We start from the raw sequence: 18,755 nt of genomic DNA, 5'->3' as shown, positions 1-18,755 counted from the left end.
CATAGTGCACATCGATGTGCGATTTTAGCACAGATCGATGTCGAGAAAAGAGAATGACGTAATCGCAGGCAGAGGGGCCTTTCGTGGCTGAGTTCGAGAGCATTTGGAGCGACCTTCAGGGGGTTCCGTTCTCGCAGGGATATCTGAACGCCAACGGTGTACGCACGCGCTACCTGCAGGCCGGGGATGCCGACAAGCCGGCGCTGGTGTTGTTGCACGGCTCCGGCGGGCACGCCGAGGCCTACGTGCGCAACCTGGAATCGCACGCCGAGCACTTCTGCACCTGGTCGATCGACATGCTCGGCCACGGCTACACCGACAAGCCCGGCCACCCGCTGGAGATCTCGCACTACGTCGAGCACCTGCTGGCGGTTTTCGACGCCATCGGCGCCGACAAGGTCCATCTGTCCGGCGAATCCCTGGGCGGCTGGGTGGCATCCCGTGCGGCCAGTGACCACCCGGACCGGATCGAACGACTGGTGCTCAACACCGCCGGCGGTTCGCAGGCCGACCCGGAGGTGATGCAGCGGATCATCACGTTGTCGATGGCCGCGGTGCGCGAACCCAGCTGGGAGACCGTGCAGGCCCGGATCAAGTGGCTGATGGCCGACAAGTCCAAGGACTACGACGACATCGTGGCCAGCCGGCAGCGGATCTACCGTCAGCCCGGCTTCATCGACGCCATGAGCGACATCATGGCGCTGCAGGATCCCGAGTTCCGGGCCCGGAACCTGATGGGCCCCAACGAATACGGCGCCATCACCGCGCCCACCCTGGTGTTGTGGACCAGCGACGACCCGACCGCCGACGTCAGTGAGGGCAGCCGGATCGCGTCGATGATCCCGGGCGCCCGGTTCGAGGTGATGGACGGCTGCGGGCACTGGCCGCAATACGAGGATCCCAAGCGGTTCAACCAGCTGCACCTGGACTTCCTGCTGGGGCGGTCATGACCGCAGCGCGGGTCGACCCGGACGACCGTGACGTCGACGTCCTGATCGTCGGCGCCGGGCCGGTGGGTTTGACCCTGGCCAATGCGCTTGGCCAACAAGGTGTTCGGACCTTGATCGTCGAGGAACGCGAAACCCTGATCGACTACCCGCGCGGGGTGGGTCTGGACGACGAGTCGCTGCGCACCTTCCAGTCGATCGGCCTGGTCGACGCGATCCTGCCGCACATCGTGCCCAACCAGATCCTGCGATTCTTCGACCGGCACCGCAAACTGCTGGTCGAGATGGCGCCACCGGATGCCCGGTTCGGCTGGCCCAAACGCAACGGCTTCGTGCAGCCGCTGGTGGACGCCGAGTTGCACGCCGGCCTGGCGCGCTTCGAGCACGTCAACGTGCGCTGGGGCGCCCAGATGTCGGGCTGCGCCGAGGATTCCGACGGCATCACGGTGCAACTGGCCGACGGCTCGGCGGTGCGGGCGCAATACCTGGTCGGCTGCGACGGCGGCCGCAGCGCGACCCGGCGGCTGATGGACGTGTCGTTCGAGGGCACCACCTCGCCGACCCGGTGGGTGGTCATCGATCTGGCCAACGATCCACTCGGACACCCGAACAGCGAGGTCGGCGCCGACCCGCAGCGGCCGTACGCCTCGATCTCGATCGCGCACGGAATCCGCCGGTTCGAGTTCATGATCCACGCCGACGAGACCGACGAGATGGCCTCAGACCCAGCGTTCGTGGCCAAGCTGCTGTCCACCTTCGTGCCGCACCCGGACCGGGTCGACATCATCCGGCACCGGGTCTACACGCATCACTCCCGGATTGCCGGCGCGTTCCGCAAAGGCCGGATCCTGCTGGCCGGCGACGCCGCGCACCTGATGCCGGTGTGGCAGGGCCAGGGCTACAACAGCGGTATCCGCGATGCGGCCAACCTGGGCTGGAAACTGGCCGCGGTGGTCCGGGGGCAAGCCGACGACGCGCTGCTGGACAGCTACGACACCGAACGGCGCAAGCACGCTCGCGCCATGATCGACTTGTCCACCATGGTGGGCCGGGTCATCTCGCCGACCAACCGGCGCGTTGCCTCGTTGCGCGACATCGTGATCCGCGGTGCCTCGATCGTTCCGACGTTGCGCCGCTACGTGCTCGAGATGCGGTTCAAGCCGATGCCACGCTACGACGCCGGCGCGGTGCTGCACGACAGCACGCCGCCGGCCCCGGACTCGGTGGTCGGCACCTTGTTCATCCAGCCGCGTGTCGATACCCGCGAGCAGCGCGACGTGTTGCTCGACGACGTGATCGGCCCCGGCTTCGCGGTGCTGGCCTGGAACAACGACCCGCGCCGGCTGCTCGGCGAAGACGAGTTCGCCCGCTGGCAGGCCCTCGGCGCGACGTTCGGTGAGATCCGGCCGGTCAACCAGCTGCACTGGGATCGTGATGACACCCAACCGGATTGGGGCGTCACGGTGATCGGCGACCGGACCGGGGCGCTGAAGAGCTTCTTCGATGCCCGCCGGGAGTCGGTGCTGTTCGTGCGGCCGGACCGCTGCATCGCCGCGGCCTGTATCGCGCAACGGTCCGCCGAGGTGGGCAGGGCGCTGCACAGCGCGCTGTCGCTGCGTTCCGACGCCGGCTCGAAGGGGGGTGACGCCGATGCCTCTGGCCCTGTGCTGCATGTCGCACAGCCCGCTGTTGAACCTACCGGGACCGTCAGCTGAGCTGCTCGACGACATCAACGGCCAAATCGCACAGGCGCGCCAGTTCGCCACCGACTTCGACCCCGAACTCGTGGTGATCTTCGCTCCCGACCACTACAACGGATTCTTCTACCGGTGCATGCCGCCATTCTGCATCGGCACGGCGGCCTCCGGCGTCGGTGACTACGGCACCCAGTCCGGGCCGCTGAACGTCGACGCCGAGGTCGCCAACGCGCTCGCCGCGGCCGTGCTGGACGCCGACGTCGACGTCGCGCTGTCGGCCGGTATGGACGTCGACCACGGCACGGTGCAACCGCTGCAGGCGCTGTTCGGGGACGCCACCGCGGTGCCGATCGTGCCGGTGTTCGTCAACTCGGTGGCCGTGCCGCTGGGCCCGGTGCGCCGGGTACGTGCGCTGGGCACCGCGATCGGGACCTTCCTGGGCACGCTGTCCAAGCGGGTGTTGGTGATCGGATCCGGTGGGTTGTCGCATGATCCGCCGGTGCCCACCTTGGCGACGGCGCCGGCCGCGGCGCTGGACCGGATCGTGCGCGGCGCACCGATGACCGCCGAGCAGCGCGCCGCCCGGCAGACCGCGGTGATCAACGCCGCACACGATTTCGCGCACGGCCAGAGCTCGCTGCAGCCGCTGAACCCGGACTGGGACAACGAGTTTCTGGCCCTGCTCGATGCCAACGAACTGGCCGCAGTCGACGGATGGGATACCGCACGGATGGCAAGTGTCGCGGGCAACTCCGCGCATGAAGTACGAACCTGGATCGCGGCGTTCGCCGCACTGGCTGCAGCCGGGGAGTACCGCACCGGGCTGCGCTACTACCGCGCCGCGCCCGAGCTGATCGCCGGCTTCGCGATCCGGACGGCGGTGCCGGCATGACCCACCCGGAATTCGACCACGTCGTCGACGTCCTGATCATCGGCTCCGGTGGCGGCGGCATGACCGCAGGACTGACCGCCCAGGCCGCCGGCCTGGACGCGCTGATCGTGGAGAAGTCCGCGCAGTTCGGCGGTTCCACTGCGCTCTCCGGTGGTGGACTGTGGGTGCCGGGGGCCTCGGCGCAGCGCCGGCAGGGCTACACCCCCGACCCGGACGCGACCTTCGATTACCTTCGGCAGATCACCGACGGGCTGGTCAGCGACGCCCGGCTGCGCACCTACGTCGAGGCCGCGCCGCAGATGCTGGACTTTCTCGAGCAGCGCAGCTCGTGGTGTGAATTCGTCTGGAAACCTGGCTACGCCGACTACTACCCGGAGCTGCCCGGCGGCTCGCCGCTGGGCAGCACCATCAACGTCGACGCCATCGACCTGCGCAAGCTGGGCGAGGACGAAGCCAACCTGCTGACCCCGCTGGCCATGGCCCCACGCGGAATCTGGTTCGCACCCAAGGACCTTCGGCTGTTCTACCAGGTCCGGCAGAACTGGCGCGGCAAGGCCGTACTGCTCAAGTTGATCTGGCGGATGGTCCGGGCACACGTCTTCGGCGACCGGATGGCCGCGATCGGACAGTCGCTGGCCGCCCGGCTGCGGCTCGCGCTGCGTGAGCACGACGTGCCGCTGTGGCTGGACGCCCCGATGACCGAACTGCTCACCGACTCCGACGGGCCCGACGCCCGGGTGGTGGGCGCCCTGGTCGACCGCGACGGCACCCCGGTGCGGGTCGGGGCGCGCCGCGGGGTGATCATCGCCGCCGGCGGGTTCGACCACGACATGGACTGGCGGCGCAAGGAATTGCCGGTGCTCGACCGGGTCACCGAAATGGCCGGCGCGGGCCAGGACTGGAGCTTCGGCAACCCGGCCGCCACCGGCGACGGGATCCGGGCCGGCCAGAAGGTGGGTGCGGCCACCGAGTTGCTCGACGAGGCCTGGTGGTTCCCGGCGATGTGCTGGCCGGACGGCCGATTGCAGTTCATGCTCAACGAGCGGATGATGCCCGCGCAGTTCATCGTCAACGGCGCCGGGGAGCGGTTCATCAACGAGGCCGCGCCCTACATGGACTTTGCGCACGCCATGATCGACGGACAACTCGGCGGTGTCACCCACATCCCGTGCTGGTTGATCACCGACATCCGCTCGTTCCACCGCTACGTCGTGGGCGGACACCTGCCGCTGCCCAAGATTCCGTTCGCACCGGTGCCGACCGGCTGGAAGGTGCCCAAGGCCTGGCTGGATTCCGGAATCGTCAAGCAGGCCGACACTTTCGAAGAACTCGCCACGGCCATCGACGTGCCGCCGGCTGCGTTGCGCCGCACCGCCGAGCGGTTCAACGAGTTGGCTCGAGGCGGCCACGACGACGACTTCAACCGCGGCGACAGCGCCTACGACAACTACTATGGCGATCCCACGCTGCCCAACCCGAACCTGTACCCGCTGGGACGTGGCCCCTACCTGGCGTTCCAGATCATTCTGGGCGACCTGGGCACCTCCGGCGGACTACGCACCGACGAATTCGCCCGGGTGCTGCGCGACGACGACAGCGTGATCGACGGGTTGTACGCGGTGGGCAATGCGTCGGCTGCGGTGATGGGCCGCAGTTACGCCGGTGCCGGTGCCACCATCGGCCCGGCCATGACCTTCGGTTACGTGGCGGCCCGACACGCCGCCGGACAGCTGCCGGCCGACCCGTCGGCCACGCCGAAGCCGGAGCCCGCGGCGGGACCAGATCCCGCTGCTGACAACGGAATAGCCCGCAATGACCCCATAGACCCCCACCCAGTCGGCAACAAAGACGTCAGTAAGCCTTGAGGAGGCACCTGTGAAGATTTCCCTGTTCTACGAGTTCCCGCTGCCCCGCCCGTGGACTGATGACGACGAGCACAAGCTGTTCCAGCACGGCCTCGACGAGGTCGAAGCCGCCGACCGGGCCGGCTTCTCCACGGTCTGGTTGACCGAGCACCACTTCCTCGAGGAGTACTGTCACTCGACGGCCCCGGAGATGTTCCTGGCCGCCGCGAGCCAGCGCACCAAGGACATCCGGCTGGGCTTCGGTGTCATGCACCTGCCGCCGCCGATCAACCACCCGGCGCGGATCGCCGAGCGGGTGTCCACCCTGGACCACTTGTCCAACGGCCGAGTCGAATTCGGCACCGGTGAAGGCTCCTCGGTGGCCGAGCTGGGTGGGTTCAACATCGACCCGGCCGACAAGCGCACCATGTGGGAAGAGGCCCTGGAGGTCACCATCCGCTGCATGGTCGAAGAACCGTTCAGTGGGTTCAAGGGTGAGCACGTCGAGATGCCGGCCCGCAACGTGATCCCCAAGCCGCTGCAGAAGCCGCACCCCCCGGTGTGGGTGGCCTGCACCCGCCCGGCGTCGGTGCAGATGGCCGCGCAGAAGGCGATCGGTGCACTGAGCTTCGCCTACACCGGGCCCGAGGCGCTCAAGGACCGCGTCGACGGCTACTACAAGGAATTCGAGGCGCAGGGTGCGCCGGTCACCCCGGAGATCAACCCCAACATCCTGGCCATCGGCGGTGACCTGTCGATGATGGTGGCGCGCAACGACGACGAGGCGCTCAAGCGGCTCGGCATCGGCGGCGGCTTCTTCTCGTTCGGGATCATGCACTACTACCTGACCGGCATGCACATCCCGGGCCGCACCAAGGTGTGGGAACGCTACCAGCAGGCCGTCAAGGAAGACCCCACCTTGGCCTACGGTCCCGGCCGCGGCGCCATCGGCGGCCCGGAGACGGTGCGGGAATTCCTGCGCGGCTATGAGGCCAGCGGTGTCGACGAGATCATCTTGCTGCTCAACCCGCGCAGCCACGAAGGCACCATGGAGTCCATCGAGATCATGGGCAAGGAGATCCTGCCCGAGTTCATCGAGCGCGACGAAAAGGCCCGTGCCGCCAAGGCCAAGCGGCTCGAACCGGTGATCGAGAAGGTCGAAGCCCGCCGGCAGCCGTCGGACGCTCCGCTGTTCGACGAGACCTACGCCTTCGGCGGCCTACCCACCGGCCGCGGCGGCAAGTTCACCGCCGGTGAGATCCCCGAGGCGATGGCCGAGATCAACGAGGGCCGGGTCAAGGCCGCTCAGGCCGAGAAGGAAGCCAAGGAGAAGGCCGAGCGGGAAGCCGCAGGCTGAGGAGTGGCCGCGCTGGACGAGCTGGTCCGTTACGACGGCCGCAACGTCGTCGTGACGGGCTGCGCGTCGGGTATCGGGGCGCAGGTCGCCCGCCAGGTCGCCGAACTCGGCGGGCGGGTCACCGGTTTGGATGTCCGGGAGCCCGCCGAGAGCGCGCACCTGAGCGACTTCATCGAGGTCGACCTGGCCGAGCCGGACTCGGTGACCAGCGCGCTGGGCCGACTGCCCGACGTCGTCGACGCGCTGTTCAATGTCGCCGGCGTGAGTTCGGGCATCGGGAACCCACAGTTGGTGGTGCGGATCAACTTCTTGGGCACCCGGCAGTTCACTGACGGTGTGCTGGAGCGGATGCCGCCCGGTTCCGCGGTGGCCGGCGTGGCTTCGCTGGCCGCGTCGGGCTACCGCGAGAACGCGCCCGGCACAGTCGGTTTGGTGCGCACCGAATCGGTCGAGCAGGGCAGGGCCTGGTGTGCCGAGCATCCCGGAGCGCTGGCCGACGGCGGTTACCGGTTGGCCAAGGAGGCCCTGATCCTCTACAGCCTGGGCAAGGTGGTGGAGTTGGGGGCGCGCGGTATCCGGATCAACCTCACCGCGCCCGGCGTCACCGACACGCCGATCCTGGACCAGCTGCGTTCGGCCTACGGGCAGGGCTACCTGGACTCCTTCGGGACCCCGCTGGGCCGTATCTCGACTCCCGAAGAACAGGCCGCGGTGTTGGTCTTCCTGAACAGCAGGCTGGCCGGATACCTGACCGGACAGGTGATCTGGACCGACGGCGGCATCATGGCGCAGCGCAGCGCCGAAGAACTGGGCGTCACCGAGACCGGGCAGGAGAGCTGAGATGGCTGCGTCGATGAGCGACTTCCGAAAGTTGGCCGACGATGTGCGCAACTGGGGTCGGTGGGGCGACGACGACGAGTTGGGCACGCTGAACTTCATCACCGCCGACAAGACTGCCGAGGCGGCCACCTTGGCCAAGCAGGGCAAGGTGTTCGCGCTCGGTTCGGACTTCGGGTCCTCGGGCCCGCAGGGTGCGTTCAAGTTCCGCAACAATCCGGTGCACGTGATGACCGTCGACGGCGGCGACGCCGACACCCTGGTGCGCTACGGGCCGCAGTGGCTGAGCAACGCCGTCGCGCAGGACATGAGTGCGTTCTTCGCCGACAACCCGTTTCGGTTCAACGACGACATGATCGTGATGCCGCTGCAGGCCGCCTCGCAGTGGGACGCGCTGAGCCACGTGTACTACGAGGACAAGCTCTACAACGGGTTCCCGGCCGACTCGGTGACCAGCTTCGGGGCCTTCCACTGCGGCATCGACAAGGTCGACGGCAAGGGCATCAGCTCGCGCGGGGTGCTGCTCGACGTGGTGGCCCACCGCGGCGCCGAGGTGTTTTTGGAACCCGGACAGCCGGTCACGGCGGCAGAACTCGACGCGGTGGCTCGCGCGCAGAACGTCGAGATCCGGCGTGGCGACATCGTCGTCGTACACACCGGGTGGTGGACCCGATTCAGTCAGACCGGTGATGGGGCCGAGGCCGGATCCGGTCTGGACTGGCGCTGTGCGGCCTGGCTGCACGACCACGAAGTGGCCGCGGTGGCCGCCGACAACCTGATGGTCGAGGATCCCGACCCGGCGGCCGGCGTGGCCGGCACCTTCCTGCCGATGCACATGCTGTGCCTGCGGGACATGGGCCTGATGCTCGGCGAGTACTGGGACCTCGGCGGTTTGGCCGCCGACTGTGCCGCCGACGGGGTGTACGAATTCCAGCTGATCGCACCACCCTTGCGGGTCGTCGGTGCGGTCGGTTCACCGGTCAATCCGATTGCGATCAAATAGGACTCGACATGACTACTGTGACGTCAACTCCGGATACCCGCGCCGACACCGGTGGCGCGCCGTTGATCGTCGGGATCGGCGGCACCCTGCGCGCCAACTCGTCGACCGAACGCGCGCTGCGTTACTGCCTGAGCGAGGTGCAGCGGCTGGGTGGGCGCACCCAGCTGTACGCCGGACCCGATCTGGACCTGCCGATGTACGCGCCGCACGAACTGGAACGCACGCCGGCCGCCGCGGCGCTGGTGGCTGCGCTGCGCGAGGCCGACGCCGTCGTCGTCGCCTCACCGGGCTACCACGGTGCGGTGTCCGGACTGGTCAAGAACGCGCTGGACTACATCGAGGACCTGCGCGAAGGACCTCGGGTGTATCTGGACAACACGCCGTGGGGCTGCATCACCTGCGCGTACGGCTGGCAGGCCGCGGTCGGCACGCTGGGGCAGCTGCGCGGCATCGGGCACGCCCTGCGCGCCTGGCCCACGCCGATCGGCGTGGCGATCAATTCCGCTGACCCGGTGTGGGATTCGCACGGGGGACTCAGCGATCCGGCCGTGCAGAATCAGCTGCAGCTGCTGGCCGCCCAGCTGCTGACCTTCGCGCGGTCGGCGCCGGGGGCGCGGGCGTGACCGACGAGCATCCCTACCGCCGGCTCGAGATCACCGTCGACGGACTGACCACCAGTTACCTGGACGCCGGGTCCGGCCCGCAGACCGTGGTGTTGCTGCACGGCGGCGAATTCGGGGCCAGCGCCGAACTGGGCTGGGAACGCACCATCGGCGCCTTGGCAGAGCACTACCGGGTGCTGGCGCCGGACCAGCTCGGCTACGGCGGCACGGCAAAGGTGCTCGACTTCGTCGACGGCCGCGGGATGCGAATCCGGCATGTTGCGGCATTCTGTGCGGCCCTTGGGGTCTCGTCGGCGCACTTCGTCGGCAACTCGATGGGGGCGATCAACCTGCTGGTCGACGCCACCTCGGAGGCGCCGGTGCTGCCGATGGCTTCACTGGTGGCGATCTGCGGCGGCGGGCAGATCCAGGCCAACGAACACATGACCGCGCTGTACGACTACGACGCCACCGAAGCAGCCATGCGGCGCATCGTCACCGCGCTGTTCTTCGACCCGGCCTACCCCGACGACGCGGACTACGTGCGGCGCCGCCAGCTTTCGGCCACCCTGCCCGGGGCCTGGGAGGCGATCGCCGCGGCCCGGTTCCGTCGGCCGGGTGCCGCGCCGCCCCCGGCGGCGTCGACTCAGCGGGCCTACGAACGGATCTCGGTGCCCACGCTGATCGTCGAAGGCGGCGGTGACAAACTGTTGCCGGCCGGCTGGGCCGCCGAGATCGCCGGTCAGATCGCCGGGGCCCGCTCGGCGGTGGTCGCCGACGCCGGGCACTGCCCGCAGCTGGAGAACCCGGACGCGGTCAACCGGTTGCTGTTGGATTTCTTCGCCGAACGAACGGAGCAACGATGACGGGCGAGCTCGACGGCAAGGTCGCCGTCGTCACCGGCGGGATCGGCGGTCTGGGCCGCGGCATCGCGCAGCGGTACCTGGCCGAGGGCGCCAAGGTGGTGATCGGCGACCTCGACGAGGGGGAGCAGGGGGTGCCCGAGGGCGCGTTGTTCGTGCCCACCGACGTCGCCGAGATCGAGCAGGTCGGTGCGCTGGTCACGACCGCGATCGAAACCTACGGCGGGCTGGACATCATGGTCAACAACGCCGGCGTCTCGGGCACCATGCACCGCAGCTTCCTCGATGACGACCTGGCCGACTTCGGCCAGGTGATGGCGGTCAACGTGCTGGCGGTGATGGCCGGAACCCGGGACGCGGCCCGGTACATGTCCACGCACGGCGGCGGCGCGATCCTGAACATCACCTCGATCGGTGGCATCCAGGCCGGCGGTGGGGTGCACACCTACCGGGCCTCCAAGGCCGCGGTCATCCAGTTCACCAAATCAGCCGCAATCGAATTGGCGCACTATGACATTCGGGTCAACGCGATCGCGCCGGGCAACATCCGCACCGCGATCGTGTCGAAGTCGGCCAACGCCGAGGACCGCGAGCGCCTGGCGGCATTCGAGGAGGGCATCCGGGCCCAGATGCGCCGGGACCGTCCGCTCAAGCGCGAAGGCACCGTCGAGGACGTGGCCGAGGCGGCGCTGTACTTCGTGGGGGAGCGCTCCCGGTACGTCACCGGAACCGTGCTGCCGATCGACGGCGGCACGGTCGCAGGCAAGGTGCTCGTGCGCAAGTCCGATCAGAACTGAATATCCGGCACTTTAAATCAATCGGTTGACTTAATCATGGCGCGGTGCTTGACTGAGCGGGTGGACGCCGAACGTGCAGAGTCCGGGCGGTTGGCCCGCACCGACCGGGCCGGTGACACCCGCGATGCGATCCTGACCGCAGCAGAGCGACTGTTCGCCGAACACGGCGTCTTTGCGGTGTCCAACCGGCAGGTCAGCGAAGCCGCCGGCCAGGGCAACACGGCCGCCGTCGGCTATCACTTCGGCACCAAGGCCGACCTGATCCGGGCCATCGTGCGCCGGCACAACGAATCCGTCGAGCGGCTCTGCGAACAGATGGTCGATGACCTCGGCGACGACGCCGAGTTGCGCCAGTGGGTGAGCTGCCTGGTGCGTCCACTGGCCGTCCACCTGACCCAACTCGGCGCTGGCAGCGGCGAACCCACCTGGTATGCCCGGTTTTCCGCGCAGTTGATGCCCGATCCCGCGCACCGCGATCTGGTCTCCGAGGAATCCCTGGCATCGACGTCGGTGCTGCGAATCATCGAGGGGCTCACCCGCTGCCTGCCCGACATGCCGCAGGGCGTGCGGGTGCAGCGCAACGCGATGGCCCGTCAGTTGATCGTGCACATGTTCGCCGAGCAGGAGCGGGCCCTGGCCGGTGGTGAACCCACCCCGCATCCGGACTGGGATACCGCCGCCGAGCACCTGATCGATGCGATCACCGGTTTGATGCTGGCCCCGGTCAGCGCCGCAGCCCAGAAGGAGTGATCGTGAAAGTCACTGTCGACAAGAACAAGTGCGTTTCCGGCGGCAACTGCGTCGCCAACGCCCCGGAAGTCTTCGACCAGGACGAGGACGACGGCAGCGTGATCCTGCTCGATGCCGAACCGCCACCGGAGTTCCATGACGCGGTCCGGCGGGCGGTCGACGCCTGCCCTGGTCGCGTCATCAGCATCGACGAATAGTCCACCCGCCAGCCCATTTCGCAATCCACAGCCAAGGAGCCCCCGCGATGACCGACACCCTGCCCGAGACCCGCACCGACATTCCCGAGTACCCGATGGAGCGCTCCAGCGCATGTCCGTTCGCGCCGCCGCCGGGTGTGATGGAACTCGGTGCGGCAGCGCCGCTTTCGCGGGTCCGGATCTGGGACGGCAGCACGCCCTGGCTGATCACCGGATACGACGCAGCCCGCACGCTGTTCGCCGACTCGCGGGTCAGCGTTGACGACCGCATCGAGGGTTTCCCGCACTGGAATGAGCACATGCTCTCCACGGTGTACAAGCGGCCGCGCTCGGTGTTCACCTCCGATGCCGAGGAGCACACCCGGTTCCGCCGGATGCTGTCCAAGCCGTTCACCTTCAAGCGGGTCGAAGGTCTGCGCCCGACCATCCAGCAGGTCACCGACGAGGCCATCGACGCGATCCTGGCCGGACCGCAACCCGCCGACATCGTGAGTGCGCTGGCGCTGCCGGTGCCCACCAAGGTGATCAGCGAGATGCTCGGCGTGCCCTACGAGGATCACGAGTTCTTCCAGCACCACGCCAACGTCGGGTTGGCCCGCAACGCCACCGCCGAGGACGGCCAGAAGGGCGCGATGAGCCTGCACGGCTACCTGATCGACCTGGTCAAGAAGAAGATGGAAAACCCGGCCGAGGACGCGATCTCGGACCTGGCCGAGCGGGTCACCGCCGGCGAGATCAGCGTCAAGGAGGCCGCGCAACTGGGCACCGGATTGCTGATCGCCGGGCACGAGACCACCGCCAACATGATCGGCATCGGCGTGCTGGCGCTGTTGCAGAATCCCGCGCAGGCTGAGTTGCTGAGCAACGTCGACGATCCCAAGGCCAGCGCCAATGCGGCCGAGGAGTTGATGCGCTACCTGAGCATCATCCAGAACGGCCAGCGTCGGGTTGCCCTGGAAGACATCGAAGTCGGTGACGTCACGATCAAGGCCGGCGAGGGCATCATCATCGACCTGGCCCCGGGTAACTGGGACGCGAAGGCCTTCCCGAACCCCGATCAGCTCGATCTGTCCCGCGAGAACGCCGGTCAGCACTTGGGCTTCGGCTACGGCCGACACCAGTGCGTGGGGCAGCAGTTGGCCCGCGCCGAGCTGCAGATCGTGTTCCACACCCTGCTGCAGCGCATCCCGACGATGAAGCTGGCCATCCCGTTCGAGGAAGTTCCGTTCAAGCACGACCGGCTGGCCTACGGCGTCTACAGCCTGCCCGTCACCTGGTGACCCCCTTGCGATTTCGGTGCGTTTAGGTGCGCTCAGCGCCCCCTAACGCACCGAAATCGCGAGTTCAGACGGTCATCTCCAGCAGTTCGTGGCCGACGGCATTGTTTTCGAAATAGCCCAGGCCGTAATCGCCTTCGATGGTGGTGCGATGCATGATCCGGGCTTCGTCCGGGTCATGGCCACTGACCGCGTGCAGCATCCGCAGGTTGTCCCAGATCACCATGTCGGTGGGACGCCAATCATGGAAGTACGGCTGCACCTTGTCCAACAGTTCGCGGCACACCGCCTCGAGCAGCGCATCGCCTTCGGGGGTCTCGTCGCCTTCCAGTCCCTCGGCCATCCACGGTGAGACGTGCAGCACCTTCTCGCCAGTGGCGCGGGTCCACACCGCGGGATGCACTGCGCGCGGCAGGTTCTCGCGGCCGTAGTCGATGGTCTTCTGCAGCATCTTGTGCGGTTGTACCTCGCGGAACCCTTCGGTGAGCCCGAACCGCATATCGCTGAACCCCAGGTTCAGGCTGTACACCACGTTGCGGTCCTCGATGCGCTGCCGCAGTTCGGGTGACAACGCTCGGTAGAGCGCGATGCCGTCGGCGAAACCGGTTTGGCCGCCTTCGGATACGCCCTTGATGCAGCGCAGCACGCCGGCCAGGTTCAACTGGTCGTTGTAGCAGTGGTCGAAGTGCCAGGGCAGCCAGGAGGTGACCTCCTTGCCGTCCACCATGACGATGTTGCCCTCGCGCGGTTGCTGGCCGATCTCGATGATGCCGGGGTGCAGGGCTCCGCCGGGTCTCGGCACGGTGGGCACCGGGTGGTCCTTGAGTGGGCCGAACACCGTGCTGATCTCGACCTGCAATCTGCCGTCCGGTTCGACGTTCTCGAACACGATCATGCCGCGATCCCGGAAGACCTGCCGCAGCTGCGCGCGCACCGCTTCGTCCTGCAGCGTCGAGTGGGTGACGCCGTTGACCCGGGCGCCGAACGGCAGGTCGTCGCGCAATGGGGTGACGGTGATGGGCGACACGTCCGCCTCCTTTGTGTATCAATAAATGATACGATCAATCAATATCTAACACAGACTGTATTGAGGTTCTGGATGGCCGTCAAGGGAAGTTCCACCGGCGCACGGGTGCTGACGGTGTTCGAAGCGGTGGCAGCACACCAGCCGGTGGGGGTCGCCGACCTGTCCCGCACGCTCGGCATCGACAAGAGCGCGGTGCAGCGAGCGCTGGTCACGCTGGCCGAGCAGGGCTGGATCCGGGCCCGCGAAGATCAGCTGACCCGCTGGGAGATCGCGCCGCGGGTGCTGCACATCGTGCACGCCTCGCAGACCAAATCAGATCTGCGGCAGAGCATCCAGCCGGTACTCGAACAGCTCGCCGAGCGCACCGGCGAGACCGCGATCTTCAACGAGCAGGACGGATCGCGGCTGGTGGTGTCCCAGGTCGCCGAGAGCCGGCAGCCGCTGCGCATGGTGCCCGGCATCGGCACCAGGGTGCCGGTGCGGCAAAGCGCCACCGGCCGGATCCTGTTGCCGTTCTTGAGCCGCGAACGTCAAACCGAGTTGCTGGGTGAACCGCCCGATTCGACGTTCCGCGCCGAACTCGACGGTTACCGCGCGGCCGGATACGCCGCCAGCAGCGAGGTCAACAGTCCCAGCATGACCATCGCCGCGCCGGTCTTCGAGGTGGACGGCCGGCCGGTCGGGGTGGTGGCGATCAGCGGACCGACCGAGCGGATGTCCGGTGAACAGGTGCCCAAGCTGGCCGAGCAGGTCTGCCAGGCCGCCGGTCTGCTCTCCCGCGGCGCGCCCCGGCCGGTCGACTCCTGACGACGACGGCGGACGACGACTCCTGCCGACGACGGCGGCGCCGTTCAGATGTCGATGACCACCTTGCCGATCGCCTTGCGATCGGCAACGTAGCGCAACGCCGCACCGGCGTCCTGCAGCGCGAACCGGGCGCCGATGTGTGGCCGCACCGTACCCGCGGCGAACAGTGCATCCAGCTCGGCTTCGTCGCGCTCGAACGCCTCCGGATAGTCGGCGGCGAACGTGCGGATTTCCATGCCGCGCACCGTGATGCCCTTCAGCAGCACCAGGTTCAACGGGATCTTCGGTATGCTGCCGGCAGCGTAGCCCAGGGTCACGAACACGCCGCCGCGGCCCAGTGCCCGCAACGCCGGTTCGGAGTACTCGCCGCCGACCGGGTCCAGCACCGCCGCAGCACCGGCGCCGCCGGTGATCTCGCGAATCGCGTCGCGCAGGTTCTCCCGGTCGTAGTCGATGACGGCGGTGGCCCCCCGATCACGGCAGACCTGTAGTTTCTCGGGGCTCGACGCGGCGGCGATCACCCGGGCGCCCAACACCGCACCGAGATCGACCGCGGCCAACCCGACGCCGCCGGCCGCGCCGAGTACGACAACCCAGTCGTCGGCAGTCACCTCGGCCACCGTGCGCAGCGCGTAATAGGCGGTCCGATAGGTCACCCCGAAGGCGGCCGCGTCGGCGAAGTCGACACCGTCGGGCAGCACACGCAAGGCCTGCACCGGCACCGCGACCTGCTCGGCGAACGCGCCGACCATCACCGACCCGGCCACCCGGGCGCCGACCGGCAGATCCGCGTCGGCCCCGACGGCGATCACCTCACCGGCGAACTCGCTGCCCGGTGCGAACGGCGGCGGGATCTTGACCTGGTACCCGCCGGACATGAACAGCACGTCCGGGAAGTTCACTGCCGCGGCGCGCACCGCGACCACGGCTTGGCCGGATTCTGGTGTCGGATCCGGCAATTCGGTCAGGGACAGAGTTTCCGGCGGGCCGTATTCACGGCACAGCATCGCCTTCATCGGACTCCTCGTGATCTAGTTTCGCAGGTCTCGGGTACCGGGTCAGTCCGGGATCAGCGGGCCGGTCGGGGTCGTGGTGGTGGCGTGCACCAACAGTGCGGCCAGTTCGGCGGGCCGACTCAGGAACGGTGAATGCGACGAGTCGATCGACAGCTGGCCGACCCCGAGCCGGTGTGCCACGGTGTCGGCCAGCCAGCGTGGCATCGATCGGTCCTGTTCGCACACGATGAAGCTGCGCGGCAGTTCGGCGGCCCAGAAGTTGGGCACCGAGACCGGCGTGATCGTGGTGTCGCCGAAACGTTCCGGGCCCAGGCGCTCGAAAGCCCAACGCGCAGTTGCTTCGTCGCAGTCGTGGTAGAAGTAGCGCCAGGCGCCGTCGAAGTCGGCGAACCACATGGCGCCGTCGTCGTCGAACTTCAGATAGCTCAGCATCTCACCGGTGTCGGCGTCGAACTCGCCCTCCTCGGCGTTGCGCATCGCCATCGCCTCCGGGTAGGTGCGGCCTTCGCGGGGCAGGGCTGCCGCCAAATACACCAGGTGGCGCACGGATTCGGGAGCCGCGTCGGCGGCCAACGTGGCGTCGAAGCCGCCGCCGGAATGCCCAACCAGCACGTCACCGGGTTCGAGGGCATCCAGGATGGCCTGCCGGCGGTTGGCCAGGGTGGATTCCTGGTCGACCCATGCCCCGTGCCCGGGCAGGTCGACGGCCACACCGGTGTGGCCCAGCTGCTCCAGGGCGGCGATGGTGCGCTCCCAACACCAGCCGGCGTGGAATCCGCCGTGTACGAACAGGAATCTCATCGGGCGATCTCCTGGTCAGTGGTCAAGCCGCGCAGACAGAACCGGACCAGGTGCTCGATGTCGTCGGGCCCGGGCTGGGTGTGCGAGCCGACGTACCGGCGCATGGTGGCCAACGTCAACTCGAAGACCGCTTCGGCATCGCGCGTCGGGTCGCCGCTGCCCAACTCGGTCACCGGGGCGATCAGCAGATTGCGCATCGGGGTCATGATGTCGTCGACCGGGTCGGTCTGGGTCATCTGCTCCACCACCGCCCGGCTCATGCTGATCAGGTGTGGATCGGCCACCTGGGCCAACGCACCCTCGATCCAGCGGGCCACCTGGTCGGCCGGCCGCTGCGCCTTGCGCATCTGATGATCGAGGTAGGACACCACGATTCCGACGCCGCGTTCCATCACGGCCAGCAGCAGTTCGTCCTTGCCGGTGAAGTACCGGTAGAAGGCCTTCTTCGATGACTTGGCCTCGGCGACGATGTCGCTCACCTTGGGCGGCTCCGGAGCGACCCGCTGCATCACGACGACGGCTGCGGCCAGGATCCGCTCCACCTCATCGGTGGCCTCCCGGTGCCGGTCGTCCAGCGCCCGGTGCACCGCGCGCGATGCCCGGGAGCCGTTGGCGATCGGGGTGCTCATGACGGGTTGGGCATGCTCAGCCGCTTACACTTGCGGGACCGACGGAATGCTGCGCACCCGACCGGCGTACTTGTCCCGAATCGCTTCGATCCGGTTGTCGGTGAACTCGCTGGGCCATTCCGGGTCTTCGGCCTCGTACTCCTTGAGCACCATGCGCGCCAGGTTGACCTGATGGGCTTCGGTGGGGCCGTCGGCCAGACCCAGGGCCACCCCGCCGAGCAGCACGTTGGTCAGCGGCAGCTGCTGGGTCAGACCCATGGCGCCGTGCACCTGGATGGCGCGCAACCCAATCGATTTGAGCACCTGCGAAGACAAGATCTTGCATACCCCGATCTCCTTGCGCGCGGCGTGTTCGCCGGCGGTGTCGACCAGCCACGCGGTATGCAGCACGGTCAGCCGGAACTGCAGCAGCTCGGCGTAGGAATCGGCGATGAACGCCTGGACCAGTTGCTTGTCGGCCAGCGAACTGCCTTGGGTGAAGCGGCTTTTGGCGCGGCGGGCCATCATGTCCACCGCGCGTTGGGCTACCCCGATCGAGCGCATGGCGTGATGGATCCGGCCGCCGGCCAGCCGGGCCTGCAGAATGCCGAAACCGTTTCCGGGTTCACCCAGCATCGCCGAGTCCGGCAACCGCACGTTCTCGTATCGGATCAGCGAGTGACCCGCTTCGTGCGGCAGTGATCCGACCAGGTGATGGGTGGCCTCGATGGTCACACCGGGAGTGCCGGCCGGGATGAGGAACGTCGACGCACCGCGGTGCACCGGCACGTCCGGGTCGGTGATCGCCACCACGATGAAGAACGACGCCACCGAGGCGTTCGAGGAGAAGTACTTGCGGCCGTTGAGCACCCAGTGCTCACCGTCGCGCACCGCACGGGTGGTGAACACCCGCGGATCCGAGCCGCCCTGCGGTTCGGTCATCGAGAAGCACGAGAAGATCTCCCCGGACAGCAACCCGGCCAGGTATTCGTCCTTCTGTTCCTGCGTGCCGAACCGGGCCAGGATCTCGGCGTTCCCGGTGTCGGGGGCCTGGGTTCCGAAAATGATCGGCGCCCACGGGCTGCGGCCCAGCAACTCGTTGATCAAGGTGAGCTTGACCGCGCCGAAGCCCTGCCCGCCCAACTCGGGGCCCAGGTGCGGTGCCCACAGCCCCTGATCGCGGACCTGCTGCTTGAGCGGGTCGACGATGGCCCGCCGCTCATCGTCCAGCGGCAGGAACTCGCAGCCCGGGAACAGCACCTCGAGCGGTTCGACCTCCTCCCGCAGGAAGGTGCGGATCCAATCCAGCTTGGCTTCGAATTCGGGTTCGGTGGAGAAGTCCCAGGCCATGTTTTCCTTTCCCGCCGAGAATCCACTTTCTTCAGGTACAGCCCAGGGCGGGGTGTGCAGAAGTGGCTTCTCGCCGTGCCATT

Annotated in this window: 19 protein-coding genes; 14 read left to right on the top strand and 5 right to left on the bottom strand. The window is 67.9% G+C overall.

Annotation, left to right across the window (positions count from 1 at the left end; translation table 11 throughout):
• The first annotated feature begins 83 nt into the window (after window positions 1-83).
• Genes AC5Y3P_RS19270 through AC5Y3P_RS19210 form a run of 13 tightly spaced genes read left to right on the top strand, consistent with a single transcriptional unit; the run spans window position 84 to window position 13,066 of the window.
• Entirely contained in the window at window positions 84-950 is an 867-nt protein-coding gene (locus AC5Y3P_RS19270; protein WP_500047534.1) for an alpha/beta fold hydrolase, read from the top strand.
• A complete protein-coding gene (locus AC5Y3P_RS19265; RefSeq protein WP_500047533.1) occupies window positions 947-2,662 on the top strand; it encodes a bifunctional 3-(3-hydroxy-phenyl)propionate/3-hydroxycinnamic acid hydroxylase in 1,716 nt (571 codons plus the stop codon). The genes AC5Y3P_RS19270 and AC5Y3P_RS19265 overlap by 4 nt, the downstream gene beginning before the upstream one ends.
• Entirely contained in the window at window positions 2,598-3,536 is a 939-nt protein-coding gene (locus tag AC5Y3P_RS19260; RefSeq protein WP_500047532.1) for a 3-carboxyethylcatechol 2,3-dioxygenase, read from the top strand. The genes AC5Y3P_RS19265 and AC5Y3P_RS19260 overlap by 65 nt, the downstream gene beginning before the upstream one ends.
• Window positions 3,533-5,401, top strand: a complete 1,869-nt coding sequence (locus AC5Y3P_RS19255; RefSeq protein ID WP_500047531.1) for an FAD-binding protein — start codon at window positions 3,533-3,535, stop codon at window positions 5,399-5,401. Before AC5Y3P_RS19260 ends, AC5Y3P_RS19255 begins: the two co-directional genes overlap by 4 nt.
• A gap of 10 nt (window positions 5,402-5,411) precedes the next feature.
• On the top strand, window positions 5,412-6,737 hold the full coding sequence (locus tag AC5Y3P_RS19250; RefSeq protein WP_500047530.1) for an LLM class flavin-dependent oxidoreductase: 1,326 nt from the start codon (window positions 5,412-5,414) through the stop codon (window positions 6,735-6,737).
• A gap of 3 nt (window positions 6,738-6,740) precedes the next feature.
• Window positions 6,741-7,577, top strand: a complete 837-nt coding sequence (locus tag AC5Y3P_RS19245; protein ID WP_500047529.1) for a coniferyl-alcohol dehydrogenase — start codon at window positions 6,741-6,743, stop codon at window positions 7,575-7,577.
• A gap of 1 nt (window position 7,578) precedes the next feature.
• On the top strand, window positions 7,579-8,577 hold the full coding sequence (locus AC5Y3P_RS19240) for a cyclase family protein (RefSeq protein ID WP_500047528.1): 999 nt from the start codon (window positions 7,579-7,581) through the stop codon (window positions 8,575-8,577).
• An 8-nt stretch (window positions 8,578-8,585) separates the two neighbouring features.
• Window positions 8,586-9,200 (top strand): NADPH-dependent FMN reductase, encoded by a 615-nt coding sequence (locus AC5Y3P_RS19235; protein ID WP_500047527.1) that lies wholly within the window; start codon window positions 8,586-8,588, stop codon window positions 9,198-9,200.
• Window positions 9,197-10,045 (top strand): alpha/beta fold hydrolase, encoded by an 849-nt coding sequence (locus AC5Y3P_RS19230; protein WP_500047526.1) that lies wholly within the window; start codon window positions 9,197-9,199, stop codon window positions 10,043-10,045. The genes AC5Y3P_RS19235 and AC5Y3P_RS19230 overlap by 4 nt, the downstream gene beginning before the upstream one ends.
• Window positions 10,042-10,839, top strand: coding sequence for an SDR family NAD(P)-dependent oxidoreductase (locus AC5Y3P_RS19225; RefSeq protein WP_500047525.1), 798 nt, complete (start codon window positions 10,042-10,044; stop codon window positions 10,837-10,839). Before AC5Y3P_RS19230 ends, AC5Y3P_RS19225 begins: the two co-directional genes overlap by 4 nt.
• A gap of 36 nt (window positions 10,840-10,875) precedes the next feature.
• Window positions 10,876-11,589 carry a TetR/AcrR family transcriptional regulator gene (locus AC5Y3P_RS19220; RefSeq protein WP_500047524.1) on the top strand — a complete coding sequence of 238 codons (714 nt, stop codon included), beginning with the start codon at window positions 10,876-10,878 and terminating at the stop codon, window positions 11,587-11,589.
• A gap of 2 nt (window positions 11,590-11,591) precedes the next feature.
• On the top strand, window positions 11,592-11,786 hold the full coding sequence (locus AC5Y3P_RS19215; protein WP_500047523.1) for a ferredoxin: 195 nt from the start codon (window positions 11,592-11,594) through the stop codon (window positions 11,784-11,786).
• 47 nt (window positions 11,787-11,833) lie between these two features.
• On the top strand, window positions 11,834-13,066 hold the full coding sequence (locus AC5Y3P_RS19210; RefSeq protein WP_500047522.1) for a cytochrome P450: 1,233 nt from the start codon (window positions 11,834-11,836) through the stop codon (window positions 13,064-13,066).
• 64 nt (window positions 13,067-13,130) lie between these two features.
• Here AC5Y3P_RS19210 and AC5Y3P_RS19205 read toward each other — a convergent pair whose 3' ends face one another.
• Window positions 13,131-14,090: a TauD/TfdA dioxygenase family protein gene (locus tag AC5Y3P_RS19205; RefSeq protein ID WP_500047521.1), complete on the bottom strand. Its 960-nt coding sequence runs from the start codon at window positions 14,088-14,090 to the stop codon at window positions 13,131-13,133.
• A 72-nt stretch (window positions 14,091-14,162) separates the two neighbouring features.
• On the opposite strand from AC5Y3P_RS19205, the gene AC5Y3P_RS19200 reads away from it, so the two are divergent.
• Window positions 14,163-14,897 carry an IclR family transcriptional regulator gene (locus AC5Y3P_RS19200; RefSeq protein WP_500047520.1) on the top strand — a complete coding sequence of 245 codons (735 nt, stop codon included), beginning with the start codon at window positions 14,163-14,165 and terminating at the stop codon, window positions 14,895-14,897.
• A gap of 44 nt (window positions 14,898-14,941) precedes the next feature.
• On the opposite strand, the gene AC5Y3P_RS19195 is transcribed toward AC5Y3P_RS19200, so the two are convergent.
• Genes AC5Y3P_RS19195 through AC5Y3P_RS19180 form a run of 4 tightly spaced genes read right to left on the bottom strand, consistent with a single transcriptional unit; the run spans window position 14,942 to window position 18,672 of the window.
• Window positions 14,942-15,913, bottom strand: coding sequence for an NADPH:quinone oxidoreductase family protein (locus AC5Y3P_RS19195; RefSeq protein ID WP_500047519.1), 972 nt, complete (start codon window positions 15,911-15,913; stop codon window positions 14,942-14,944).
• 42 nt (window positions 15,914-15,955) lie between these two features.
• Window positions 15,956-16,714, bottom strand: a complete 759-nt coding sequence (locus tag AC5Y3P_RS19190) for an alpha/beta fold hydrolase (RefSeq protein ID WP_500047518.1) — start codon at window positions 16,712-16,714, stop codon at window positions 15,956-15,958.
• On the bottom strand, window positions 16,711-17,343 hold the full coding sequence (locus AC5Y3P_RS19185; RefSeq protein ID WP_500047517.1) for a TetR/AcrR family transcriptional regulator: 633 nt from the start codon (window positions 17,341-17,343) through the stop codon (window positions 16,711-16,713). Before AC5Y3P_RS19185 ends, AC5Y3P_RS19190 begins: the two co-directional genes overlap by 4 nt.
• A gap of 24 nt (window positions 17,344-17,367) precedes the next feature.
• Window positions 17,368-18,672 (bottom strand): acyl-CoA dehydrogenase family protein, encoded by a 1,305-nt coding sequence (locus tag AC5Y3P_RS19180; RefSeq protein ID WP_500047516.1) that lies wholly within the window; start codon window positions 18,670-18,672, stop codon window positions 17,368-17,370.
• Window positions 18,673-18,755 lie beyond the last annotated feature (83 nt).

The sequence above is a fragment of the Mycobacterium sp. NGS45 genome (assembly GCF_059812645.1).
This window is presented reverse-complemented; position numbering and strand designations above follow the sequence as displayed.